We start from the raw sequence: 25,062 nt of genomic DNA on the forward strand, positions 1-25,062 counted from the left end.
GGGATACTGGCCTGTGGGATGTTCAGCAGGCGATGCCGATTCCGTGGGTCGAGCCTGTCGACATCAGCAACGCCGTCCTCTACCTTGCCTCCGATGAAGCACGCTACGTCACCGGCACTCAGATGCGGGTCGATGCGGGCGGTTACCTGAAGATGCATTCCTTCCACCCGTAAACACCCACCGACAGCTCCGAAGGAGATGCACCATGAGAATTCATGTCGACCAGGACATCTGTCAGGGACACACAATCTGCTCGATGGTCGCACCCGACCTCTTCCAACTCAGGGACGAGGACGGGCACGCCTACGCGATCGACGGTGACGTCCCCGCCGAACTCGAGGGCGTCGCGCGCGAGGCCATGCTCTCGTGCCCCGAGCGCGCGATCGTCGAGATCTCCGAGCATGCAATTCAGGAAGCCTGAACCGTAATATCCTCTGGCGCTGCGTAAGAGCGCCTCGATCGCACCCGGAGCAATCATGACAGCAGACGATGTTCGCAATGTCGAAAACCTGAAGAAGTGCCCGATCGACTATCAACGCCACGGGCCGAACTTTCGTATCGAGTTCGCGGAGAAGACACACGAGCTTCATGCGAAGTGTCCGATCGCGTGGACTGATTCATACGAAGACCACTGGGTTGCCAGCGGAATGGACGAGGTTTTCGCACTCGCTCGCCGATCCGACGCGGTAACCAACTTCCGGGACGCCGACGGCAGCAAGAACGGGTACAAGGGCATCTCCATCCCGGCGTATGACTATGGCCCGTACGACACTCCGTCATTCCTCGAGCTGGATCCGCCGGAACAGACCGACTTCCGGAAGACGCTCAACCCCTACTTGTCACCAGCCGCCGTCGTACGGTGGATTCCGGTCATCGACGACCTCGTTCGTGCGTGCATCGACGACAAGATAGAAAGCGGCAGTATCGATTTCGTCCACGACCTCGCGAACGTCGTTCCGGCGGTCGTGACCATGGGCATGTTGGGCCTGCCGCTCACCGACTGGGAAATTCACAACGAACCCGCTCACGCGCTGATGTACACCCCGCCAGGTTCGCCCGACCACGAACGGGTGACGCAGATGGCCATGGACAGCCGTGCCGCCCTGACCGCGGCGGTGCCCGAGGTGCGCGCGAATCCCCGACCAGGCCTGATGGACGCTCTCGTGAAGACAACCGTCGTAGGCAAGCCCCTCACCGACCAGGAGGTCACGGGCACAGCGATGCTGCTGGTGGGCGGCGGGTTCGACACCACAACCGCACTGACCGGTCAGTCCATCCTGTGGTTGTCTCAGCATCCGGCAGAGCGAACTCGTCTCATCGACGAGATCGACACTCTTCTCGACCCGGCGACTGAAGAATTCCTCCGCTATTTCACCCCTGCACAGGGCGACGCGCGGACCTTCAGCCAGGATATCGAGATCAACGGCGTCGAGTTCAAAGAGGGCGAGCGCCTTTGGATCTCATGGGCGATGGCAAACCGATCGCCTAATGTGTTCCCGAACCCGGATGAAGTGGACTTCGACCGCGGTGCGAACCGTCATGCTGCGTTCGGACTCGGTATCCACCGCTGCATCGGCTCGAACGTCGCTCGCGTCCTCTTCAAGCGGATGTTGACCGCGGTGCTCGAACGCATGCCCGACTTCGTCGTCGACTCGGAGAAAGTTGTGCATTACGAGTCCGTAGGGCAGATCAACGGACTGGTGAACATGCCCGCAACGTTCACACCCGGCAAACGGCTCGGTCCCGGCTTCGCCGAGACCATCGATCGAGTGCAGAAGATAGTCATCGAGCAGAGCTTGGCAGAACCTGTGGTGTCACGGAGAGAAGCGGCGAAGGTCGGCGACTGAGAACGTGCGGTGTTGCGGTAGGGAGTCTTGTTCCGAGTATCTCCCTGCCGCATTACACCAATGGACTGGGCTGGGGATGTGAGTAGTGATCCGGCTCGATGTGATGAAAAACTGATCAAGTTACGACAGTTCACGCAACTCCCCCTTGTCCCTCCTAGCTCCAGGCGAGCCGGGAGGGATTAAGGAAGCCTTTTCGTCAAGGATTGGGCACGAGGCCGGCCCCTGCATCGAAGTGAGCTCGAGCAGTCGCTCGCGTGAAGTGAAGTTTCCCGCAGCACTGTCCGCAGAGCGCTGTCCGCTGGCGGGACACACCAATTGTGAACCGAGTCGTCACCAAGGTAGCCCGTCATGTCGGACCGACGTTGCTGTCGCACAGATCTGATCCTCCTAGTCACCGTCGGAGATATAGCTGCGTCAGCCCAGAACCTGGTAGCTCGGGTCTGTGGTGTCCCTTCGCCCCCAGGTTTCAGGTCCCGCTTGATTCGACGTCTCATGCATGAGGTCTGCAACGTAGATCCGATGATCGATTGCCCACAAGTCTTCGCGCAGAGACCATCGATCGACGTATCGGCCGCGGTGAAACACATCGGTGACCGTTCCTCCCGACGGTGCCGACCGCAACCACACGGCGACATACGATTCGCTCTTCGCCGTGCCCGAATTCAGATCGACCGAGATGATGGTGTTGCTCACCATATGGGAATGCGACTCTAACCTGAGGTGGTAAGCCCACACGAAATCGAGAAACCCCGCTGCACTGCCTCGATATCCTGGACCGTAGTCAGCCGTACCGTCTGGGTGCCAGACACTGTCGGCCAGCGGTCGATCCATTCGATCGAGCCCACGGCAGTACGAGTACAGCGATTCGGCGATCTGCTGTCTGGCCGCCAACTCGGCGATGACGTTCGATTCGGTTGAAACCACGGTGAGCACTCTTCCCGCTAGATGTAAAGTGAGAAACTCGTCTTAGCCTACCCAAATCTCTCACCCGGTTCCTTCACGGATTCCGGTGGCCGGTACGACATTCCACCCGACCGCCGAATCACGCGAAAGGCCAAGGCTAGATACAACCTAACGAACGAGCCCTGGCCATCGCCCTGCCTTCACTGTCGTGGAATGCCAACATCCCGACACTCGAAACGCTAAACTTAAAATACAAGGATTAATTTTCAACGAAAGGAATTCCTCGTGATTGCAGCTGATCTACGTGACGAGCTCACGTCGGGCTCCAGCATGAGTGTTGCCATCGCTCGCGAGTTCGACCGAGCTGTGGACAATTACGTCTACGAAGGTTTGGCCGACGGAGCGGTTGTATCCGTACTGTCGTCGCTTGTTTCCGCTGTTGGGATACTGGAAGAGGAAGTCCGGAGTCTTTCGAACATCCTCGCTCAGACCCGAGGCGAGTCAAGGCTCACCACGTCCGGCGAAGCCGCAACTGAGAATTAGGAGCAATCGACAGCGGGTAGGTGGCGTATCGAGCCAATGACGAAGCTCTCGAGGAGACCTTCGCGATCAAAAGCAAGGGGAATGCCCAACTAGGCGGCAAACCAAGCCCAGTCGCGCAAGATCAAACCGTCATATTCGACTTCTCCAGAGACCGCTCTGCGTTGTATCGCAGGATCGCCGACGCAGTGTAATCGTCTACGCCATACCGCTCGGCGACCGCACCGACGAGCCTGGCGGCTCCATCTGCACCACCATCCGCCAAAAGATCCACGAGGACCGCCTGGTCCGCGGCGGCCAAGTCTTCGTCCCTGCTGTGATCCACTATGTGAGCGACGATCAGGGCAGATTGGCCGTTGGCTGGTTCAACAGCCATCACTACCGGCTCTCGCAGTATTCCATCGCGCCGCCGCAGGACTACGTGATTGCAGTGCTTCGCACTGAGCGCGGCGGCGACCTCTGGACGCACATCACGCAGACCACGCCGGGGTTGGTTGACCTGACGTTCCACCGATTCGACGAACGTTTCCCCGAGAATGCTCGCCGCAGCGCTACAGACAGTCACCGTGGACGTGGGTAAGTCGATAACCAGCCTTCCCACCAATGCTGTCGTGCCATCGCCCATTGTCTTCACCCCTACTCGTTCCAGCCGCTAGCCAACAGAGCGCGGATTTGACGTACCCCAATGACAAAAACACTATAACTAATTAATACAAGTGAAGGAACTGTCCCGACGGAACCCGATCGAGATCGAGACACGACAATCGCAAGCCCAAGTCTTCTTCGTCGAGGCGATGGGTCCCGCACGAGTACGCAGGGTGTGGACGGGCGTCGGCCAAGACGGCAACCTCTGCGCCAACTCCGGCGCATGAGATAACGATATTGAGACAACCGACGAAGACATTGCGCAGCGTTGGGCTGGAGCGAACACGCAATTCACAGAGCCCCACTCGACGTCAGTCAGATTCAGTGTCGTCGACACTGCACGAGTGATCGCTCTCAGTGGACTGGCGGGCTGCGTGGGCGCGAGTAAGCCGGATGTAACAGTTCTGGACTTTCTGGGCAGCCTTTCCGATCTCCCCCCAAAAAGCGCACCAACCAGGGCAACGACCCGCCACCGTTCTGACGGACCCTGGCGTACTCGAGGCTCAATCCGATGTGGGCGTGTCTTCACCTTGCTCGGCAAGAGGATCGATGGTGTCGACGCCCTCCAACACCGTCAGCTCTTCTTCTGCCTCGGCTAGCAGACCTTTGGCCTCGGCCTCGATCTTCTTCACCCAATCGGACATCCCGAGCCTCGTCTCTTCAATACGGAGTTCTCGATTTCTGGATTCAGGATACGTCGCCGGGCCTCTGCGAGTCAGCCGACTGGCTGCCGAGCTATCTACTCAGACCCGACATCTCCCGCTGGATGGCACAAGCACTTCACCAGCACTACGAGCGACCGTAGCGTGCGGAAAACACAACTGAACTGGAGATCTTCTATGAGTGCGCGCCATCCCGTAGCCCCACTGAATATCCACGATGTAGAGAATTTCGACCACGAAACCGAAGTCCTCGTCGTCGGATACGGCTGCGCGGGTGCAGCGGCAGCGTTGGAGGCCTGCGCTCGTGGCAGTGACGTGATTCTGCTCGAACGGGCAAGCGGTGGAGGCGGGTCGTCCGCACTGTCCGGTGGCGAAATCTATCTCGGCGGCGGCACCGAAACTCAGCGTGCATGCGGATTCTCCGATACTCCAGAAGATATGGCGGCGTACCTCATGGCTGCGCTCGGGCCGGACGCAGACAAAGAGAAAATCGATGCCTACGCCCATGGCAGTTTGGAGCACTACCAGTGGCTGGTCGATCACGGTGTGCCGTTCAAACCGTCGTTGTGGGATTCTCCTACGTGGGTCCCACCCACTGATGACGGTTTGATGTGGCTGGGCGAAAACAGCTGGCCTTACGACGAACTCGCCAAACCAGCTCCGCGTGGTCACCGCGTCACCGCTGACGGCTTCGGCGGCAAGGTATTGATGGCAAAACTCTCCGAACAGGTGGCTGCACACAATATCGGCGTACACACCGATACATACGCCACCCGCCTCATCATGGACGGCGACCGCGTCGCCGGGGTCAGTGCACGTAGTTTCGGCAAGACGGTCACCTACCGCGCGCGACGCGGGGTTGTTCTCACCACCGGTGGCTTCGCCGACAATGCCGAGATGGTGGCTCAACACGCACCACAACTTGTGGGATTGGGCGTGAATAGTGATGGTGGCGACGACGGTCGGGGCATCGTTATCGCCCAGGCAGTCGGAGCTGCCGTCAAACACATGTCTGCCGGCCAGGTGGGAATCACGCTGGTTCCCGCAATGATGGTGCGCGGCATGATCGTCAACAACGTGGGGCAACGCTTCATCAACGAGGATGTATATCCCGGCTTGGTCGGTCAGGCCGCGTTGTACCGCCACGGTCTCGATGTCTGGGTAATCCTCGATGAGCAGGCGTACGAAGAAGTCCCCGAAGTAGAACGTTGGGGGGTGCAGCCTCACTATGTGGCCGAAACCCTCGAAGAACTCGAGGAAGAAATCGGGATGCCCGCAGGAGCGTTGGTCACCACGATCGGTGAGTACAACAAGCATGCAGCAGATGGAGTCGACCCGTACTTCCACAAATCTGCGCGATGGTTGCGTCCGCTCCAATCTCCTTACGCGGCAATTGATGTTCGACGCGGGATGGCACCTCCCGAGCTTGGCGCATCGAATGGGGGCGGTGCCGAGGTGTTTACCACCGGCGGTCTGTGGACCACTGTCGACGGCAGGGTCCTCAATCTGGACGGGGAAGCTATCCCTGGACTGTTCGCGGCCGGCCGAGCAACATCAGGCCTGCATTCTTGGGGATACATCAGCGGAACCTCGTTGGGAGACGGCACCTTCTTCGGCCGCAGAGCCGGTATCTCGGCGGCCGGCCGATAGACAACCGCAGCCCCGGAGTTCCGCACTCCGGGGCATTCGAGCAGTGCTACTCCGGCAGGAAGATCGATTTGAGGCTGTAGTACGACGCGAGCCCTTCCGGCCCCAATTCACGGCCTACCCCACTCGCCTTGACCCCGCCGAAGGGCGAACCCCAGTCCAGGCCATAGGTATTCACTCCGAAGGAACCTGTTTCCACCTTCCGGGCCACGTCGATCCCTCGATCGCGGTCGGCAGTCCACACCGTGCCGCCGAGGCCGTACTCGGAATCATTCGCCAACGCGATGGCGTCGGCTTCGTTGCTGTAGGGGATCACGGTCAGAACCGGCCCGAACACTTCGTCCTTCGCGATGTTCGCGTCGTTGCTCAGATTGCCGAATACTGTCGGCTCAACGAACCATCCACGATCGAGGTGCGCAGGACGCTTGCCACCTGTCGTGACCGTTGCGCCCTCGGCACTTCCCGCGTCGATCATCGACAGAACTCGCTTGTACTGACGCTCGCTGACCAAGGGGCCGACAAAGGTACCGGCATCAGCGGGGTCACCGATCGGCAGCGACGCCGCCATTGCAGTCACCGCATCGAGGAATTCGGAATACCGATTGGCCGGTGCAAGAATTCGCGTCGACATGTAGCACGTCTGACCACTGTTCAGCAGAGACGCCGTGGCCAGGCCCGCCACGGTCGTTTCGATATCAGCATCGTCGAGGATCAACGCGGCTGACTTTCCGCCGAGTTCGAGGGTGACGGGACGCAGAAGTTCACCACAGACTCGACCGATGTGCCTACCGGCAGGTGTCGAACCGGTGAACGCAACCTTGTCGACGCCTGGGTGGGCCACCAAATACTGACCGACGTCGGGGCCGCCGGTCACGATATTGAGAACACCTGCAGGCAGGCCGGCTTCGACGGCAGCTTCCGCCAGGAGGTAGGAGTCGAGTGTCGTTTCGGGAGAAGGCTTGAGCACTACCGTGCAACCGGCGGCCAGTGCAGGAGCGATCTTGAACATCGACAAGATGGCCGGGTAATTCCACGGCGCAATCGCGGCCACGACGCCGACCGGTTCCTTGCGAACGATCGTCGTACCGGCGCTGGAGAGACTCTGACGCACTTCTTCGACCGACGACGAACGAATCAGATCGGAGTAGTAGCGCAGCAGCTGCACCGGGGCGTCCCCCTCAGCAAACCGGGCGAGAGTGATCGGCATACCGTTCTGCCGGCTGACCAGCGAAGCTCGCTCCTCCGATCGCCGTTCGACAGCATCCGCGAACCTGTCGAGAATCGCGGCGCGATCGGATCCGTCCAGGTTTGCCCACTCCGAGGAGCGCAGTGCTCGGCCTGCGGCAGCGACGGCCGAGTCGACATCTGCCGTCGAGGATTCCGGAAAAATGCCAAACAACTGTTCGGTAGTTGGCGAGAATACCTGAATCGCACCACCAGTTGCCGGCTTTGCCCACTCACCGTCGATGAACAGAGTCGAATGCTCGATTTCCATGTCTGCCTCGGTACTTTCAGCTCGGAAGAATAGCCTGAGCGATCGATCGCAGACGCCACTGCAACGCCGTGAAGCCTCAACCTGCAATCGACAGGTTAGCGATCGTTCGTTTGACTACTATCGGTGAGCCACGAGGCGCTGTCAAGGACGTCGTTTGTTTAGGGTTCTCGCGGCAGGAACGGGACAAGGCCTACAAACGCACAGTGGCTCGACGCTGAATCAGCGTCGAGCCACATGTGTCTATGCAGGCGAAAGTCAGTCCACGGTAGGCGCCCACTGCACACCGTTGATGTGCCCACCACCGTCGACGAAGAGGGTATTGCCGGTGACATAACGACTGTCGTCACTTGCCAGGAAGGCTGCAACGGGGCCGATATCGTCGAGGGGATCGCCGATCCGCCCCATCGGATTCTGCGCGGCCATGACGGCCACGTTCTCCGGATTAGCTTCGGCAACACGCTTATACGCCGCACTCTGCGCACCGGGGCAGATGACGTTGCAGTTCACGTGCTTGGGAGCCCACTCGCGGGCAGCAGTGCGAGTCAGTGTCCGCAGCGCTTCCTTGGCCGCGTTGTACTGCACCGAGTACATGTGAGCATTCACGCCGTTGAGGCTGCACATGTTGATCACGCGGCCGGTGCCGTGACGCTCGAGTTCAGGCAACGCGGCTTGCATGGCCCAGAAAGCGGCCATCACTGCCATGTCGAAACCGCCGCGCAACTGCTCGTCCGTCATCTTCTCCAGCCGAGCGAAACCGAAAGTCCGCCAAGCATTGTTGACCAGGATGTCGAGGCGTCCGAACCGCTCGACGGCCTTGTCGACCATGGCAAGAACCTGAGCTTTGTCGGTGACGTCGGTGCGGATGAATTCTGCTTCCGCGCCCCACTCGTCGCGCAACCACTGGGCGGTTTCGAGGCCGGCCGCCTCGTCGATCTCGGCAACCAGCACCGACGCGCCTTCACGCGCGAAGGCACCTGCCACACCACGTCCGATGCCCATGCCGGCGCCGGTCACAACAGCTACGCGTCCGTCGAGCTTCCCCACTGGGGTTCCTCCTTCGTCAGAACCCCTACCTGGGGCGCGGAATTGTCTTGTCGATGAACAGACCCTCGACCGAAACGCACACTTCACCGTCGGGCGTCCTGATCTCGCCCACCGTGTGAACCTTGCGGCCTTCTTTGGAGATGAACTTGCCACTGATGGTCAAGGGCACGAACAACGGGGTCGGACGGTGGTAGCGCGTGCTCAATTGTGCTGTCATACCGGCTGTTCCACCCCAAGCGTTCGCGACACCGAGGACGTGATCGAGCAGCATCGCCGACACGCCACCATGCACGTGGCCGGGAGGGCCCTGGTACGGCAATGTCAACGTGACAACGCCCTGCACCGAACCGTCTTCGAGTCCTTCGAGAACCACCGGCGGTGCGATGGCGTTTTCTCGACCGGTCACCGGGTCGTGACGAGTGACGCCTTCGCCGTTCCACATGTCGATCAATCGCTCTTCGACCTCGGGCGCATGCTGCTCGAGGTGAGCGACGATGCTGTTGAGTTCCTCGGCAACTCGATCGAGGTTTGCGTTGTCGCGGTCAGTGCGCTGTAACGCGTCGATGAGCCTGCGCGCCGCCTCGGTCGCACGATCGATGGGAGCATCCTGCGGCGGCGACGTCAGAACCGTTCCGCCCGGATGTGTTGCGGCAGTGGGGTGGGTTCCGACGGTCATCAGTTGATCTCCATTGTGGCGTGCGTGAGAACCGGGGAGTTCTCGCGCTCAGGGCAGGTTGCAGCCAGCGTCAAGGTGTTGCCGTCCTGCCACACCGACGTGGTGATGGATTCGCCCGGGAACAACGAACCGGCAAAGCGCACCGAGTAGTTCTTCACCCGAGAGGGGTCGCCGCCGAGCACACCGTCCACGACGGCCTTGCAGACGATGCCGTACGACGCGAGGCCGTGCAGGATCGGTGCGTCGAAGCCAGCCATCTTCGCGAATGCCGGATCAGCGTGCAGCGGGTTCATGTCTGCACTGAGCCGGTAGAGCAACGCCTGCGACGAGCTGGTTGCGGAGGTGAGCACGGCGTCGGGCGCACGATCGGGAACTCCGGCAACAACTTCGGGACCGGCGCCTCCACCGAATCCACCTTCACCGCGGGCCCAGATTTGCATTCCGGTGGTCCACAAAGGATTACCGTCGGAGTCCGCGGCCGCAGTCTCGAGCACGATGACGGCAGCCTTGCCCTTGTCCCACACATCGGCAATGCGAGTGGAGATGCGCGCAGTACCCGTCGACGGGATCGGCGCGTGCAGGGTCAGCGACTGTCCGCCGTGCAGGATCTTGCGCAGATCGATGTCGATGCCGGGCATGTTCATCGCCGCGGGCGGCAGTACGCCTGCCGAAATGCCCTGACCCGCAACCATCGCGAAGGTCGGAAGAACCTTCAGACCCTTTTCGTACACCCAGGTGAGCTCGGCAGGATCCAGAGCATTTACTCCCGCTCCGAGGCCCAGCTGGTAGAGCATGACGTCGCGGTCAGTCCATGACGCTTCGCGCACAGTCGGTTCGGCGGCCAATGCCACCTCGAGATCGATAGCCATCAGTTCTCCAAAGTTCCGGCTCGGTAGACCGTCACGACGCACGCGCCGCCCAGTCCGAGGTTGTGCTGCAATCCGATTCGAGCGCCCTCGACCTGACGGGCGTCTGCGGTACCGCGGAGCTGCCACGTCAGTTCGGCGCACTGCGCCAACCCGGTGGCACCTAGCGGGTGGCCCTTCGAGATCAGGCCGCCAGACGGATTGACGACCCACTGGCCGCCGTACGTCGTGGCACCGGACTCGACGAGCTTGCCGCCTTCACCGGCGCCGCACATTCCGAGACCTTCGTAGGTGATGATCTCGTTGATCGCAAAGCAGTCGTGCAGTTCGATGACATCGACGTCGTCGATGCTGATGCCGGCTTCGGCAAAGACCTGCTCGGCGGCCGCAGCCGTCATCGGAGCGCCGACCACGTCGATCATCGACTTCTCGGCAAACGCTGCCTCGGTGTCGGTGGTCATTGCCTGAGCGACGATCTCGATCGCACGGTCCTCGAGTCCGTGTTCACGGACGAACTTCTCACTCACGACGACGGCAGCACCGGCACCGTCCGAGGTCGGCGAGCACTGCGAACGTGTCAGCGGCGCATGGATCATCTTGTCCTCGAGCACTTGTTCGAGGGTGTACTCGTCACGGAACTGCGCATACGGGTTGTTGACCGAGTGCTTGTGATTCTTGACCGCGACGGCAGCGATCTGTTCGACCGTGGTGCCGTACTTCTGCATGTGCTCGACGGCAGCGTTACCGAACAGCTGAGCTGTCATCGGCGAGCGGGCGAACCCGTAATCCTCGACCATGATCTTCAACTGCGAGTCCAAGGTGGTGACCTTGGGCATCTCACCGTTGCCGGTCAGTGCCGTCTTGGTCATCTTCTCGAACCCGACGGCCAGTGCACAGTCGGCTTGTCCGGCCTGGACCCACTCGCGAGCCATCATCAGCGCCGTCGAACCGGTGGCGCAGTTGTTGTTGACGTTGAAAATCGGGATACCGGACAGACCTGTTTCGTACAGGGCACGCTGGCCCGCTGTCGACGCGTTGAACACGTAACCCACTGCAGCGCGCTGGATCTGGCCGTAGCTGATCCCTGCATCGGTGAGTGCGTTCGTGACAGCTTCGGTCACCATGTCCGGGTATTCCCAGTCACGGGTCTCGATCTTCTCGAACTTGGTCATACCCACGCCGATGACGAATGTGCGATTGCTCATGTGCAGATCACTTTCCCGGTTCGGGGTCACGAGGTAGACCCAGGATTCGCTCACCGATGATGTTGAGCTGAACATTCGTTGTACCACCCGCGATGGACATGCACTGCGAGTTCAGGAACATCTGAGTTGCAGACATCCGATGCTGGTCGCCCAGTAGCGAACTCGGTCCGGCCCACTCCATGGCCACGTCCCACACCTGCTGGATGTGCTCGACACCGATGAGCTTCGCAACGGAGGACTCCGCACCAGGCTGCGCACCGGACAGCGAGCGCAGCGTGGTCCGCAGACCCAGCAAACCGCCGGACTGCGCGTCACACAGCACCTTTCCGAGTACCGTCAGCTGCTCGTCGTCGATTCCGCCTGGCAGTCCGTCGACCAGGCTCAGCAGTGCCTCGCCGCCCGATCCCAGGGAGGAGTCGTTCGACAGCGAGACACGCTCGTTGGCCAGAGTGGTTCGAGCGAGCTTCCAGCCGTCGCCCGGCCCGCCGACGAGGCACTCGTCGGGAACGAAGACGTCGTCGAAGAAGACTTCGTTGAACAGTGCTTCACCGGTGATCTCGCGCAGCGGGCGAATGTCGAGGCCGCTGTTCTTGATGTCGATGAGGAAGTAGGACAGGCCCTTGTGCTTGGGGGCGTCGGCGTCGGTGCGGGCGAGGCAGATGCCCCAGTGCGCGTCGCGTGCCATCGACGTCCATACCTTCTGGCCCTGCAACTTCCAGCCACCGTCGACCTTGGTGGCCTTCGTGCTCAGAGCTGCGAGGTCGGAACCTGCGCCCGGCTCGGAGAAGAGCTGGCACCAGACGATGTCACCGCGCAGTGACGGTGGGACGAACTTGGCAAGCTGCTCTTCGTTGCCGTGCGCGATGAGCGTCGGGATGACCCAGTTTCCGATAATCATGTCGTGCGGCTTGATCTTCGCCGCGCGCAGTTCCTCGGCGATCACGAGCTGGCTGACGGCGTCGGCGGACTTGCCCCACGGAGCCGTGAAGTGCGGTGCGGTGTAGCCCTTTTCCGCGAGGTACGTCTTCTGCGCGGCGCCTTCGAGTTCGAGAGCCGGAGCGAGTTCAGCGCGAACATCGGCGCGGATCGCCTCGGCCTCCGGCGGCAATTCGATACTGAGCACGCGGCGGGTGCCGGCAATGGTCAGCGCGGCGACGCGGCGGCGCCAAGAAGCGGTGGAGCCCAACAGAATCCGCAGGGACTGCGCGCGACGCAGGTACAGGTGCGCGTCGTGCTCCCACGTGTAGCCGATTCCGCCGAGCACCTGGATGCAGTCACGGGTGACGGAGAAACCGGCTTCGAGGGCCGTGGCTCCGGCGACTGCTGCTGCGAGAGAAGCCTCTTCGGCACCGACTCCGTTTGCGGGCGTCAGCGCACGCGCTGCGTCCCAAGCACAGACGCGGGCCTGCTCGGCAAGAGCAAGCATCCGGGCAGCCTTGTGCTTGACACCCTGAAACTGACCGATCGGGCGCCCGAACTGCTGACGCACCTTCGCGTAGTCGGCAGAAGTGGTCACCGCCCAGTCGGCCAGACCCGACGCCTCGGCCGCGAACAGGGTTGCGGCGATGTCGAGTACACGCTGGCTGTCGATGTCGAGGATCTCGGCGGCGGTGAGCACCAGTCCGTCGACGGTGACCTCGGAATTACGACGCACGACGTCGTAGCTGGCCAAGTCGGTGACCTCGAGCCGGTCGCGTCCGAGCAGAACGAAACCGCTGTCCGTGGCGAGTAGGAACTGGTCGCCGACATGTCCGCCGAGGATGTGGCTCGACGTTCCGCTGAGGGTAGCGGTGTCACCGTCACGGGTGATCTTCAGCGAACCGGGCTGCACGGCAACAGCTCCGAGTGTGCTGCCGTCGACCAGGCCGGCAAGCGGCGCGGTGACTCCGGCGTCGCTGAGGACTGCGCTGACCAGCACGGTCGGCAGGAACGGGCCGGGAACCATCGAACGCCCCAGTTCCTCGACGACGATCGCAAGTTCGACCAATCCGTATCCGGCGCCACCGAATTCCTCGGCTACGTGCAGACCCAGAAGGCCCTGCTCGGCAAGCCCGTCCCAGAGTTGCGGGCGGGTCTCGACCTTGGCCTCGACAGCTTCGCGGATGACGGCGGGCGTTGCGTGGCGCGCGGCCCAGCCCCGTACGGAATCGCGGAGGTCGCGATCTTCTTCACTCAATCCAATAGTCATGTCTACCTCGTCAATTCGAAAGTGTGAGTACGGATCAGATGCGTTCGATGATGGTGGCGGTCGAGAGAGCTCCACCGGCGCACATCGTGATCAGAGCCGTGGACTTGTCGGAACGCTCGAGTTCGTGCAGCGCCGTCGTGATCAGGCGAGCACCGGTGGAACCGACGGGGTGTCCCAGAGCGATTGCGCCGCCGTTGACGTTGACCTTGGACAGGTCTGCCCCGTGGACCTGCGCCCAGGAGAGGACGACGGAGGCAAAAGCCTCGTTGATTTCGACGAGATCGATGTCGTTCAGGGTCATTCCGGCCTTGTCGAGCACCATCTGGGTGGACTCGATCGGTCCGTCCAGGTGGTAGAAGGGATCGGATCCGACCATGCCGGATGCGATGATCCGCGCGCGGGGCTTGAGGCCCAGTTCCTGCGCGCGCTCTTCACTCATCAGCAGCACTGCTGCGGCTCCGTCGCTGATCTGCGACGAGTTGCCGGCGGTGTGGATATGACCCTCGATGACCGGCTTGAGTCCGGCGAGCGCTTCCGCAGTGGTCTCGCGAAGGCCGCCGTCACGGGTCACCGTAGCGATCTCGCCGGTCGGCGTACCTTCCTTGGTGACGACCGGAGCCTTGACGGGCACGATTTCACGGTCGAAGCGACCTTCGGCCCAAGCCTGGGCTGCGCGGCGCTGCGACTCGAGACCGAATGCGTCGACGTCGGCGCGCGTGATGCCACGCTTCTCGGCAATTCGCTGCGCAGAGGTGAACTGGTCGCCCATGTCGATCGTCCAGTCGTCCGGGTACGGGTTTCCCGTTCCGGGCGCATTTGCCTGGCCCAGGAACACACGACTCATAGCCTCGACGCCACAGCCGATACCGGCTGAGATCTGACCCGAGGAAATGAGGCCGGAAATCAAATGCACTGCCTGCTGGGCAGATCCACAGGCGCAGTCGATGGTGGTTGCCGCGGTGCTGTAAGGCAGTCCGGCGTGCAGCCATGCCTGACGCGTGACGTTGTTGGACTGCTCGCCCGCCTGGGTGACACAGCCGCCGATGATCTGTCCGATGTCTTCCGGGGCGACGCCTGCCCGTTCGAGAACTCCGAGCTGCGCTGCTCCCAGAATCTCGGCGGGGTGCAGTCCCGCCAGCGCGCCGCGACGACGGCCGATCGGTGTGCGGGCGGCTTCGACGATGACTGCATGGCCCATGATGAGCGCTCCTTCGTAGAGATATCGGTTGGTGAGCTGGCTCACCTATCACTTTTCTGCAATGTATTCTATTTATTTAAGTAGAGCAACGCGGCGGTCCACGTTCAGTACGCTTCTTGAATTAGAATTCATTTCAATTTTGAGAATAAAGACAAGCTCAACGCCCGGAGGCGAATCGCTGTCAGTGCCGCGAAAGATTGACCAGAAGCAAATCGCAACCCTTACGGATGTCGTACTCCGCGTCGGGAATCGAGATCCTGCCGTTGAGGCAGGACTGAATCACGCCGAACCACAGCTGCATCAGCAGTCGCAATGCGGTGTTGTCGTCTTCGGTGGGATTGTCGATTCCCGCCGCATCCAACACGATCTGACGAAAACCCCGATCGATCTTGCCTGCATCGGGAACTGTTGCGACGTTGGCGGTGCTGGTTGATTGCAGCATCGCTGTCGAGAGGGCCGGCCGACGCAGTAATCCACGGGTGGCGCGCACCAACACTTCGTAGACGGCATCCTGCGGATTTGCCGACTGCACCTGATGCTTGGTGAAGGTGTCGCCGATCTGATCGATCTGCTCGACCATCACGGCAACGAACAAGTGAGTTTTCGACGGGAAGTAGCGGTACAGCGTCCCGATAGCGACTCCGGCACGCTTCGCGACCTCGTGCATCTGGACGCGAGCAAGTTCCTTCTCCGTCGCCAGCTCTTCTGCAGCTTGCAACATCCGGACATGGCGTGCCCGCTGCTCGTCCGAACTGGGCTCGGCCGCGTCTCTGACCTCGGCAATTCTCGGCACCGTCGCCCCTAATCATCCTGTGAGTGTGTAGCGGCCGCGGACGACCGAGTCAATTCTCGCACCCAATCCCCGCATGTCGGCATATTGCCCGCTGAGTGAGACCTGACATAGCCAACGCGGGCCACTGGGTATTGCGTATAGGCCCCACCCTCTTCGAGTTAGGACGCAATGATGCAGGACTGGACCACGGAGTGCGACGTATTGGTCGTCGGTTCCGGCGGCGGCGCGCTGACCGGTGCTTATACCGCCGCAGCTGCCGGATTGAGCACCATCGTGATCGAAAAGACCAACCGCTTCGGCGGAACGTCGTCGTACTCCGGAGCTTCCATCTGGCTGCCGGGAACTCAGGTCCAGGAACGTGCCGGCCTGCCCGATTCCACCGAGAACGCGCGCACCTACCTGCGCTCGCTGCTCGGTGATTCCGAGTCCGATCGCCAGGACGCGTACGTCGACACAGCCCCCGCTGTCGTCGCGCTACTGGAGAAGAACCCGAACATCGAATTCGAGTTCCGGGCTTTCCCCGACTACTACAAGGCTGAAGGCCGGATGGACACGGGACGCTCCATCAACCCGCTCGATCTCGACCCGGCTGACATCGGCGACCTCGCAGAACTGGTTCGTCCCGAGCTCGATCAGGACCGAACCGGCCAGGGCCATGCGCCCGGCAAGATGATCGGCGGACGTGCACTGATCGGCCGTCTACTCGCAGCCGTTCAGAGCACCGGCAAGGCCGATCTGCGCACCGAAACCACTCTGCTGACCTTGATCGTCGAAGACGGCCGCGTTGTCGGCGCCGAGGTCGAATCCGGTGGCGAAACCCAGCGCATCAAGGCAAACCGTGGCGTGCTCATGGCAGCCGGTGGAATCGAAGGCAACGACACGTTGCGCGAGCAGTCAGGCACCCCGGGCAAGGCCATCTGGAGCATGGGCCCGTTCGGCGCGAATACCGGCGACGCGATCAGTGCCGGCGTTGCTGTCGGCGGCGCAACAGCGCTGCTGGATCAGGCCTGGTTCTGCCCCGGCGTCGAGCAGCCCGACGGCAGCGCCGCATTCATGGTCGGTGTCCGCGGCGGCCTGGTCGTCGACAAGGCCGGCGAGCGCTACCTCAACGAGTCGCTGCCGTACGACCAGTTCGGCCGCGCGATGGACGCGCACAACGACAATGGTTCTGCCGTACCGTCGTTCATGATCTTCGATTCCCGTGAACGCGGCGGATTGCCCGCGATCAGCATCCCCAACACCCCTCCCGCCAAGCACCTCGAGGCTGGAACCTGGGTTGCTGCAGACACTCTCGAAGAGCTCGCAGAAAAGACCGGCATCCCGGCTGACGCGCTGCGTAGCACCGTCGAAAAGTTCAACGACGCAGCAAAATTGGGTGTCGACGAGCAGTTCCACCGCGGCGAAGATCCCTACGATGCGTTCTTCTGCCCGCCCAACGGCGGCGCCAACGCAGCACTCACCGCAATCGAGACCGGCCCGTTCTACGCGGCACGCATCGTTCTCAGTGACCTCGGCACCAAGGGCGGCTTGGTCACCGACATCGACGGCCACGTTCTGCGCGCCGACGGTACCGTGATCGACGGCCTCTACGCAGCAGGCAACACGAGCGCGTCGCTCAGCGGCCGCTTCTACCCCGGCCCCGGAGTTCCGCTCGGCACGGCCATGGTCTTCTCCTACCGAGCAGCCCAGGATATGGCGAAGTAGCACAACACAGGCAAGTGGGGCAGGCGATGTCGTACCGCCTGCCCCACTTGCTTTGTTTCACGGCGTGGCGATATCGAAATTCGGATCGAAGGTATCCATCACCTCGGCCATCGTCTTCAATACCGACAGATCACCTGTTGCACTTACTTTCCCACCGTCGAGAATCGCTGATGCGTCACCCGGTTTCAGCAGGATTCCCGCAAGTAGAGGCTTGGGACCGCTGAGCGTCAGTTGCGCATCCGGGACGTGCCCTGCCCGAGCGTTCAACACCGCCCGTCGCACCCACATGTTCCAATCCTGTTTTGTGTCAGCAAAACTGAAGTTGATGGAAATGTCGACGTCGTCCGCCTTTTCGGCGATGAGATGTACACCCGCATAGTCGAAAAGCAGATCGATCGGCATCGCAAGAATTGTGTCGGTTGTGTCGGTGTTGATCTGGCCTGCACCGGTCACCCCGTTCCGCAGTTCCATCGCTGTGGCGAGAAAGATCGAACGATACTGCGGCACTTCCTGCTGGTATCCGAGCTGCTCGTAGGCGTCGGCCTGCAGGTTCTTCGCCTCGACGTCGTCAGGGTCGGCAAAAATGAGGTGGTGCAGCAGTTGCACTGCCCACCGGTAGTCACCGGACTCGAAAGCGTTGCGCCCTTCGGCAAGCAACTTTTCACGTCCGATCAGGTCGACGTGGCGCTTGGCATGATCTACCGGCAACAACGGCAAAATCGTCGCAGGGTCACCGTCCCAGAAGCCGAGCTCCTTGTGGAAGACAGCGCGGACGTTGTGATGCAATCCGCCGTGGTAGTAGCGGTTGTACCACTTCTGACCGATTGCCTCCGGTAGCCGGACGACCTCCGCAGCTTCGAGCGGCGTGTAGCCCTGGTTCGCGAATCGTAGCGCCTGATCGTGAATGAACTTGTACATGTCCCGTTGCGATTCAAGGAATTCCACCACCGTGGCGTTCCCCCATACCGGCCACGTGTGCGGACCGTGGTGAACTTCGACCTCGTCGCCCCACCGCACCAGTGTTTCATCCAAGTACCTGGCGAAGTTGCGCGCATCTCGGGTGCGCGCACCGCGAATGGTCTGGATGTTGTGCATCGAGTGGTTCGCGTTCTCGGCGCAGGTGAGTGCTTTGATGGCAGGAATCCAGATGTGCATCTCCTCCGGCGCTTCGGTGTCGGGAGCGTAGAGGAACTCGAAATCCCACCCGCCGAGATTGCGTACCTCACCGGTCTTGGTGATGCCGTCGGTCGGCGGAATGTAGGTCATGTGGATGTTCATTCCGTCAGCGCCAGAGCCCAGGCCAACGGTCACCAGCCCGCAATCACATTGCGGCAGAATCAAACCGAAGGTGTATCCCATCCGACGCGACATCGCGTTTCCGGTGATGACGTTCTCACCAATGGCGTGCTTGTTGAACGACTCGATGGTGCCCGGGGCGATGATGGGGATCTTGCCCGCCACCACATCGGCCTCGTCCACAAGTCCTTTGACGCCCGCGTAGTGGTCGAAATGGGTGTGGGTATAGATGATTGCAACGATCGGCTTGTTGTTGCCGAGTTCACGGCGGAAGAGTTCAAGACCTGCCTTGGCGAGATCAGCGCTGGTGGTGGTGTCGATGATGACCAGTCCGTCAGGGGCGTCGACGATGGTCAGGTTGACCGCGAATCGGACTTGATACAGACCGTCGACAACCTTGTACAGACCGCACCGCTTCACCAACTGCGATTGCCGCCACAGACTGGGATTCACCGACTCGGGCGCCTGCTTGTCATCAGCGATGTATTCGAGAGGCCGGCCATCGTGGATCAGTTCGCCCTTGTCGTTGAAGACCTGGTCGTCTTTCCAGCCTGCGATGAATCCACGATCGATGTCGCCGAAATCTTCCCGATCCGACATCGGGTAATCAGCCACCGCCGCGCGGTTGACCTCAGCGGTGAATGCTGTTGCTGGTTTTTCCTGCCCGGACATGACGTCTCCTCCGACTTCGTCTCAGAACCCTCAGGAGTCAATCTGGCCTGCCGACACCGTCGGCACATCACCCGCAAGAGATGAGATCACTCCGCAGCAGCATTACTCCGCGGCTCGAAGCTCCGCGCACATCCTTCGGAAACCTTCATCGTCGGCCGGATCCGTCGGGATCGCCAAGGCAACGCCGTCACAGATGCTTCCGTACTTCGTAGTCAGCACTTCCGGCAACTCTGAATACGTGCATTGTGTGATCAACCCGTCAAGAACGTCGTCGGTAAGTACGCCGGCCAGATCGGCCCAGTCACCAGAGCGCGCCATCGACGTCAACTTCTCACCGACCTCAGGGAATCCCAGTACATCCAACGCAATTCGGTAGGCCGGTGTGGAGTACAGGAACGCAAGCTCTTTGCGTACCGGCTCACGGGCCGCAGCTACTGCGGCGCCATCACGCCCGGTGATCACCTTCGGAACTGCGACAATCCGAGGTTTCCGACCACCGGACTCGAGCGCCGGAATTATCTTCTCCCCGAGCACTTTCGGATGTGAACTTGTCGGATGTGCAACAAAACCGTCGGCAACCTCGCCTGCCAGGGCGCACATCCGCGCGTTCACCCCGCCCGTCCAGATCTCGGGTGCGGGGACGTCGATCGGCCCCGGATTGAAATACGGCTGCAACCGATTGAATGTGTAGTGTGTGCCCTCGTAGTCGAGAGCACTACCGGATCGGAAAGCCTCGAATATCGCCCGAACAGCGCCGACGTAATCGCGCAGTTGCGCAACAGGGTCCGTCCACGGCATCGAATACCGTCCGACGATGTTTCCGCGCACCTGAGTTGCCAAACCCAACTGGAATCGGCCGCCGGAGAAGTCCGCCAGATCCCAGGCCGCCAATGCCGTCAGCATCGGACTACGCGCAAACGCCACCACCATGGACGTCCGCACGGTGAGCCTGGAACTGTGCTCAATGGCCAGAGCCGCAACGGCAAACGGATCTCGAACGGTCTCCGAAATGTGCACGGTGTCGAAACCGAGTTCCTCGATGCGGCGCACCCGTTCCGCAACGTGCCGGAGCGGGGTATCGGCAGGCAGCGACGTCACTAATTCCATGTGAATCCAACTACTCCAGACGTATCGACAACAACTTTCCTTCCGTTGCCACCTTACGTGCGTGCTCGTTGAAATCCGGTGCCGCACAGACAAACAGTGTTCGTCCGTCGGCTCCACCCAATCCGCAGGCAAACACCCCGGTTTCGAAGGGAATCTCGCCGATCACTCCAGATCCCGCCGCCACATGAAGTATCCGGCTACCGATTGCGTCGGCTACCCACATCGAATCGTCCGCATCGATGCAGCACCCGTCGGGCGCGATCACCATCTGGGAAATGGTGGACTCCATCGTCGAGCCATCAGGCACGCCGCCGAACGTCGCCCAATCACGACGCTCCCCCAGGGAACCGTCGTCCGCGACGGAGAAAACACTGATGCGATTGCCCAAGGTCTCGTCCACCAGCAGTTCCCCACTGGAAGTCAGTGCCATGCCGTTGGGAAAGTGCAGATCCCGCGCCACAACATGCACGCTGCCATCCGGATCGACCCGCAGCAGATCCGCAGTCTCCACCGCCGCCAGATTCATCAGATCGAACCCGAAGTTGCCGACGTACGCACGGCCGTGAGCGTCGACGAGCATGTCGTTGACGTTGCCGCTCACATACGTCGACAGGTCCGCATGAACGACCAGTTGCCCGTCCGGTTCGCGACGAAGGACCTTCTGATCGCGCATCGACACCACAAGCAACCTGCCGTCCGGCAACCAGCCGAGACCCGACGGCTGCCCGGGAACTTCGGCCTCGACGCGAACATCCGTTCCGTCTTCGCGAGCCGAAACCACCTGGTGGCTATAGAAATCCGATACCCAGATGCGGTCGTCGTGCCAACGTGGGCATTCGAAATAGGTGTAGCCGTCGAGTACGACGGTCGTCTCACGCGCCATGGCCTTGGACTCCCCTTAAATCGGTGAAGTGCGGTATCGGTGAAGTGCGAGCTTTCCGCCATTCAATCACCGGCACCCGGACACAGGGCCCGATTGCGACTATTCAGTCATCAACTCCTCGAAGATGTCGAAGGCCTCGTTCCAACCGTCGTACACATTCCCATCGCCCTTGAATCCGGGGATACCAACCAGGTGGAACGTCATTTCCGTCTTGTCCCCTTGCTCCACCAACGTGACAGTGATGCGGGGTGCACTCTCGACCGACTCCTCCGGGTTACCCCAGGTGAAGACCAGCCGCTTCGGCTCTTCGACTTCGAGATACGTTCCGCCTGTCGGGTATTCGGCGCCGTCCTCGTCGTTGATCATCAAATAGCTGTATGTCCCACCAACGCGCGGGTCGATGGCGACGTGCTCGCGGGGGCTCCTCACACCACGCGGGTGCCACCAGCGCGCCGCCTCGTCCGGGTCGGTCCACGCGCGCCAGAGAAGTTCACGTGGTGCGTCGAAGATTCGGATGATGGTGAATTCTGCGGTCTGATCGACATTGTGCTCACTCATTGCCCTTCTCCTTCTTCAATTCGGGATTCTTCAGTTCACGGAGTCGCTCGTCGAGAAGATCGAAACGCTCGTTCCAACCGCGACGGTGTTCCTCGACCCAGACGGCTGCATCGTTGAGACCTTCGGCTCGCAGCGTGCAGGTGCGCCATTGCGCAGAGGCCGTCCGTTCGATCAATCCGGCCTTTTCGAGCACCTTCAGATGCTGCGATATCGCCGGCCGACTCATCTCGAACGGCTCGGCCAATTCCCCCACGGTCATGGAACCGCTGGTCAAGCGCGTCAGCATCGCACGCCGAGTGGGATCTGCCAACGCCCCGAATACCGCGTCGAGCTCATTGCTCATTTAAGCAACTCCTTAATTAAGGAACAACTTAAATTTAGAACGCCCATCGGTCCCCGTCAAGCACTCCAGGCGTATCGCAATCGCTCGACGAGCACCGACTCGTCCAACTCCGAGCACCGTGACCTTTCGAGTGCTTTCACGGCGACCATTGCATCGATGATCGCGTCTCCGAGGACACTCTTCGCAACTTCCGACAAACGCAGTCGTTGCAGCATCTCGCCCATCTCGGTCGGCATGCGCGTAATCGAAAGTACCGCCCGCTGTGCATCAGCCAGACCTGACGGATTGACGCTCACTTCCGGCGGCAGCGTCAGCGCACCGGCAATACCCGCATGCATGGCGCCGAGAATGACGGCAGTAGCAAGATACGGATTCGCGGAGGCATCCACCACTTTCACTTCGACGTTGGCGCCGTGAGGATTTCCGATGGATTCGGCGCAGAATCGGACTGCGGCCTCGCGGTTTTCATGACCCCAACAGATGAAGGCACCTGACCAGGTGTCGGGCTGCAACCTCAGTCCCGAAAGCGGCGACGACGCCAACACCGCGCCCAGGTCTGCGAGGTGAGCAAGTACGCCACCCACCGCACCGGCACCGTCTGCGGTCATCCCGTAATCCTGTTTTCCACCGGAGAAGATCGACTCGCCGGATCGAGTCAACGAAATATGCTGATGTGCACCGTTTCCCGATCCACCCACAATGGGCATCGGCGAGAACGATGCAGCCATTCCGTGCGATCGGGCGGTGCGGCAGATCAGAATTCGGGCTGTGATCACGCTGTCGGCCGCTTCGAGCGGTGACGCCGGCGCCAGCGAGATCTCGAACTGACCGAGGCCGTACTCCGCGTGAAACTGTTCGATATTCAGTTGGGCGCGTTCGGCATTCACCAATAGATCCCTGACAAAGCTCTCCTGCGCAAGTGCAGCTCCGAGTCCGTAGGCTGACCATTGTTCGGCCACAACCCCGCCGAAGAGTGTGAACTCGATTTCGTGACCCACCCGAGCTTCGAGATTGTCGTGCGCAAGCGTCTGGACTGTGCGTCGTAACGCCGTTCGACTGCACACAGCCGATATCGAGCCGTCCAACTCGTGCAGGGTCGCAGGCGCCCAGGACACATCGTCCCCCACGGCACGCAGGTCTGATTCCACGATCCTCAACCGAAGATCACCCACCGCGGAAAGCTCCTCGGTGAAGGCGAGGGCGTCGTCGGCGCAGAACACACTCCAGCTCGGCGACGCACCCATCCCGCTGGTGACAAAAACGTCAACCCTGTTCGCGGGCACCATTTTCGCCCGCGAAACACCAGCCAGATCGACAATCGACCCGATGATCAGTTCGGAGGTGTACCTCACAGGGCGGAGGTTACCCCGCAACCTCACATTGTGAACCCGGGACAGTCAGATCAGATTGTCTTCGACCGGCAAACCGAATGCTGCCCGTCCGTACAGCGCCAGCGCCCGCTCCGGTTCGTTTGCCACATGCACGCTGCCCGCGTGAACGTCGCGCCACGCCCGCTCGATCGGGTTGCCGCGCGACAGCGAGTTTCCGCCGGCCGTCTTGAACAGCATGTCGATCGCTTCCACCGAACGCTCCGTAGCGCGAACCTGGTCACGCCGAGCACGCAGCCGCATCGAGAGCGGCAGCTCCTTACCGGCCGCGGCGAGTTCGTACATCTCGCGGACGTTGCGATCCATCTGCAGAATCGCCGCATCGATCTCCGACGACGCCCGCGCCACGGCCACCTGAGCGAATTGGTCCTCGCTGAACCGTCCACCGCCCAGGCTGAGCCGAACACGCTCGCGCATGACTTCGAGGTAACCCTCGTAGCAACCGGCGACAATTCCCACGCAAGGTGCTGCCACCGTCGACGTGAAGATAGTTCCGAAGGGCAATTTGTACAGCGGACCGGGATTGACCGCCTGGCCGGGTCCCTGCAAGTGGGCCGTCTCGTAATTGCGCTTCAACCGGTGCTCGGGGACAAAGGCCTTCTTCACAACTATTTCGTTGCTCGCCGTCCCGCGCATGCCCACCACGTCCCAGACGTCACGGATCTCGTAATCCGTGCGCGGTACCAACACAGTCATGAAGTCGACCGGACGCCCGTCCATGCCCACGACCATCGCTCCAAGCAAAGCCCAGGTTGCGTGCTCACACCCGGAGGAAAATCCCCAGTTGCCGGACAGCTCGTATCCGCCTTCCACCGCCGTCAGACGACCGACCGGCGCATAGGCGGACGAGATGAGCGTCGACTGGTCATCGCCCCAGACATCTGCCTGGGCACGGTCGTCGAAGAGGGCCAGATGCCACGGATGTACGCCGACGACGGAGGCGACCCACCCGGTCGACCCGCAGGCTGCAGAAATCGCACGAACCACTTCGTAGAACTGGACGGGATCACTCTCGGCGCCGCCGTAGCGCTTGGGCTGCAGCATCGCGAAGACACCCGCATCGCCAAGCTCACGAATGGTTCGATCCGGTATCTTCCTGGAGTCGTCCACCTTCTGAGCTCGCTCGGCAATCTTGGGAAGCAGATCGCGAACGGCGCTCAGAACCTTGTTGACCATGGGAAGACACTCCTTGCACCGATCAACGGAAACTGGATCGGCAAATAGACATAGCGGATGCCCCGTCACGATATCTTCTTCCGTGATTCCGCTGACCGGAAGTCCCGGAGGCCGGGACTGATGCCGTCTTCGACTCGGTCACACACTGGTCCCGCCTAGTGAGACGACGGCCAGAGCGCCCATCACGGCTCACCTAGCGTCAGTCTGACATTGACCCTGGAAAGGA

Annotated in this window: 24 protein-coding genes; 6 read left to right on the plus strand and 18 right to left on the minus strand. The window is 61.3% G+C overall.

From position 1 onward, the window contains the following. The 3 genes from FEZ60_RS21580 to FEZ60_RS21590 all read left to right on the plus strand — a co-directional run. Positions 1-173 (plus strand): SDR family oxidoreductase (locus FEZ60_RS21580; protein WP_172936967.1); only part of this gene is annotated, 173 nt, incomplete at its 5' end. Between the two features lie 32 nt (positions 174-205). Continuing rightward, positions 206-421, plus strand: a complete 216-nt coding sequence (locus tag FEZ60_RS21585) for a ferredoxin (RefSeq protein ID WP_033233201.1) — start codon at positions 206-208, stop codon at positions 419-421. A gap of 55 nt (positions 422-476) precedes the next feature. Continuing rightward, a complete protein-coding gene (locus FEZ60_RS21590; protein WP_033233202.1) occupies positions 477-1,847 on the plus strand; it encodes a cytochrome P450 in 1,371 nt (456 codons plus the stop codon). Between the two features lie 414 nt (positions 1,848-2,261). Here the strand turns inward: FEZ60_RS21590 and FEZ60_RS21595 are convergent, their stop codons facing one another. Next, a complete protein-coding gene (locus tag FEZ60_RS21595) occupies positions 2,262-2,771 on the minus strand; it encodes a nuclear transport factor 2 family protein (RefSeq protein WP_033233802.1) in 510 nt (169 codons plus the stop codon). A 264-nt stretch (positions 2,772-3,035) separates the two neighbouring features. On the opposite strand from FEZ60_RS21595, the gene FEZ60_RS21600 reads away from it, so the two are divergent. Then, on the plus strand, positions 3,036-3,293 hold the full coding sequence (locus FEZ60_RS21600; RefSeq protein ID WP_092804012.1) for a hypothetical protein: 258 nt from the start codon (positions 3,036-3,038) through the stop codon (positions 3,291-3,293). A gap of 121 nt (positions 3,294-3,414) precedes the next feature. On the opposite strand, the gene FEZ60_RS21605 is transcribed toward FEZ60_RS21600, so the two are convergent. Both FEZ60_RS21605 and FEZ60_RS21610 read right to left on the minus strand, forming a co-directional pair. Next, the gene (locus FEZ60_RS21605) at positions 3,415-3,915 is read right to left on the minus strand and encodes a hypothetical protein (RefSeq protein ID WP_033233204.1); all 501 of its coding nucleotides are present in this window, start codon (positions 3,913-3,915) and stop codon (positions 3,415-3,417) included. A 523-nt stretch (positions 3,916-4,438) separates the two neighbouring features. Beyond that, positions 4,439-4,579 carry a hypothetical protein gene (locus FEZ60_RS21610; RefSeq protein WP_165826230.1) on the minus strand — a complete coding sequence of 47 codons (141 nt, stop codon included), beginning with the start codon at positions 4,577-4,579 and terminating at the stop codon, positions 4,439-4,441. A 195-nt stretch (positions 4,580-4,774) separates the two neighbouring features. On the opposite strand from FEZ60_RS21610, the gene FEZ60_RS21615 reads away from it, so the two are divergent. After that, positions 4,775-6,247, plus strand: coding sequence for an FAD-dependent oxidoreductase (locus FEZ60_RS21615; protein WP_116102744.1), 1,473 nt, complete (start codon positions 4,775-4,777; stop codon positions 6,245-6,247). Between the two features lie 46 nt (positions 6,248-6,293). Here the strand turns inward: FEZ60_RS21615 and FEZ60_RS21620 are convergent, their stop codons facing one another. From FEZ60_RS21620 to FEZ60_RS21655, 8 genes are all read right to left on the minus strand, one after another. Continuing rightward, entirely contained in the window at positions 6,294-7,739 is a 1,446-nt protein-coding gene (locus FEZ60_RS21620; protein ID WP_033233205.1) for an aldehyde dehydrogenase, read from the minus strand. Positions 7,740-7,994: 255 nt separating this feature from the next. Further along, positions 7,995-8,783: a glucose 1-dehydrogenase gene (locus FEZ60_RS21625; protein ID WP_033233207.1), complete on the minus strand. Its 789-nt coding sequence runs from the start codon at positions 8,781-8,783 to the stop codon at positions 7,995-7,997. A gap of 25 nt (positions 8,784-8,808) precedes the next feature. Next, the gene (locus tag FEZ60_RS21630) at positions 8,809-9,459 is read right to left on the minus strand and encodes a PaaI family thioesterase (protein WP_033233208.1); all 651 of its coding nucleotides are present in this window, start codon (positions 9,457-9,459) and stop codon (positions 8,809-8,811) included. After that, the gene (locus tag FEZ60_RS21635; RefSeq protein ID WP_033233210.1) at positions 9,459-10,328 is read right to left on the minus strand and encodes a MaoC/PaaZ C-terminal domain-containing protein; all 870 of its coding nucleotides are present in this window, start codon (positions 10,326-10,328) and stop codon (positions 9,459-9,461) included. The genes FEZ60_RS21630 and FEZ60_RS21635 overlap by 1 nt, the downstream gene beginning before the upstream one ends. Next, positions 10,328-11,530, minus strand: a complete 1,203-nt coding sequence (locus tag FEZ60_RS21640) for a lipid-transfer protein (RefSeq protein ID WP_116102741.1) — start codon at positions 11,528-11,530, stop codon at positions 10,328-10,330. Before FEZ60_RS21640 ends, FEZ60_RS21635 begins: the two co-directional genes overlap by 1 nt. Before the next feature lie 7 nt (positions 11,531-11,537). Further along, positions 11,538-13,718 carry an acyl-CoA dehydrogenase gene (locus FEZ60_RS21645; RefSeq protein ID WP_033233212.1) on the minus strand — a complete coding sequence of 727 codons (2,181 nt, stop codon included), beginning with the start codon at positions 13,716-13,718 and terminating at the stop codon, positions 11,538-11,540. A 34-nt stretch (positions 13,719-13,752) separates the two neighbouring features. After that, positions 13,753-14,916, minus strand: coding sequence for a steroid 3-ketoacyl-CoA thiolase (locus FEZ60_RS21650; RefSeq protein ID WP_033233804.1), 1,164 nt, complete (start codon positions 14,914-14,916; stop codon positions 13,753-13,755). 181 nt (positions 14,917-15,097) lie between these two features. Then, positions 15,098-15,709 carry a TetR family transcriptional regulator gene (locus FEZ60_RS21655; protein ID WP_033233213.1) on the minus strand — a complete coding sequence of 204 codons (612 nt, stop codon included), beginning with the start codon at positions 15,707-15,709 and terminating at the stop codon, positions 15,098-15,100. Positions 15,710-15,880: 171 nt separating this feature from the next. Here FEZ60_RS21655 and FEZ60_RS21660 point away from each other — a divergent pair, with 171 nt between their 5' ends. After that, a complete protein-coding gene (locus FEZ60_RS21660) occupies positions 15,881-17,413 on the plus strand; it encodes an FAD-dependent oxidoreductase (RefSeq protein ID WP_172936968.1) in 1,533 nt (510 codons plus the stop codon). A gap of 57 nt (positions 17,414-17,470) precedes the next feature. On the opposite strand, the gene FEZ60_RS21665 is transcribed toward FEZ60_RS21660, so the two are convergent. From FEZ60_RS21665 to hsaA, 7 genes are all read right to left on the minus strand, one after another. Continuing rightward, positions 17,471-19,381 carry an alkyl sulfatase dimerization domain-containing protein gene (locus tag FEZ60_RS21665; RefSeq protein WP_172936969.1) on the minus strand — a complete coding sequence of 637 codons (1,911 nt, stop codon included), beginning with the start codon at positions 19,379-19,381 and terminating at the stop codon, positions 17,471-17,473. A gap of 102 nt (positions 19,382-19,483) precedes the next feature. Next, complete coding sequence (locus tag FEZ60_RS21670; protein ID WP_172936970.1) at positions 19,484-20,488, minus strand: TIGR03617 family F420-dependent LLM class oxidoreductase; 1,005 nt, start codon at positions 20,486-20,488, stop codon at positions 19,484-19,486. A gap of 10 nt (positions 20,489-20,498) precedes the next feature. Further along, positions 20,499-21,371, minus strand: coding sequence for an SMP-30/gluconolactonase/LRE family protein (locus FEZ60_RS21675; protein WP_172936971.1), 873 nt, complete (start codon positions 21,369-21,371; stop codon positions 20,499-20,501). Between the two features lie 99 nt (positions 21,372-21,470). Further along, positions 21,471-21,929 (minus strand): SRPBCC domain-containing protein, encoded by a 459-nt coding sequence (locus FEZ60_RS21680; RefSeq protein ID WP_045064958.1) that lies wholly within the window; start codon positions 21,927-21,929, stop codon positions 21,471-21,473. Further along, positions 21,922-22,272 (minus strand): metalloregulator ArsR/SmtB family transcription factor, encoded by a 351-nt coding sequence (locus tag FEZ60_RS21685; protein WP_045064961.1) that lies wholly within the window; start codon positions 22,270-22,272, stop codon positions 21,922-21,924. The genes FEZ60_RS21680 and FEZ60_RS21685 overlap by 8 nt, the downstream gene beginning before the upstream one ends. Before the next feature lie 56 nt (positions 22,273-22,328). Beyond that, positions 22,329-23,624 carry a glutamine synthetase family protein gene (locus FEZ60_RS21690; RefSeq protein WP_233364699.1) on the minus strand — a complete coding sequence of 432 codons (1,296 nt, stop codon included), beginning with the start codon at positions 23,622-23,624 and terminating at the stop codon, positions 22,329-22,331. A 45-nt stretch (positions 23,625-23,669) separates the two neighbouring features. Then, complete coding sequence (gene hsaA, locus FEZ60_RS21695) at positions 23,670-24,836, minus strand: 3-hydroxy-9,10-secoandrosta-1,3,5(10)-triene-9,17-dione monooxygenase oxygenase subunit (protein ID WP_045064965.1); 1,167 nt, start codon at positions 24,834-24,836, stop codon at positions 23,670-23,672. Positions 24,837-25,062: the final 226 nt, after the last annotated feature.

Source organism: Rhodococcus sp. MS16, assembly GCF_013277795.1.
GTDB lineage: Bacteria > Actinomycetota > Actinomycetes > Mycobacteriales > Mycobacteriaceae > Rhodococcus_F > Rhodococcus_F globerula.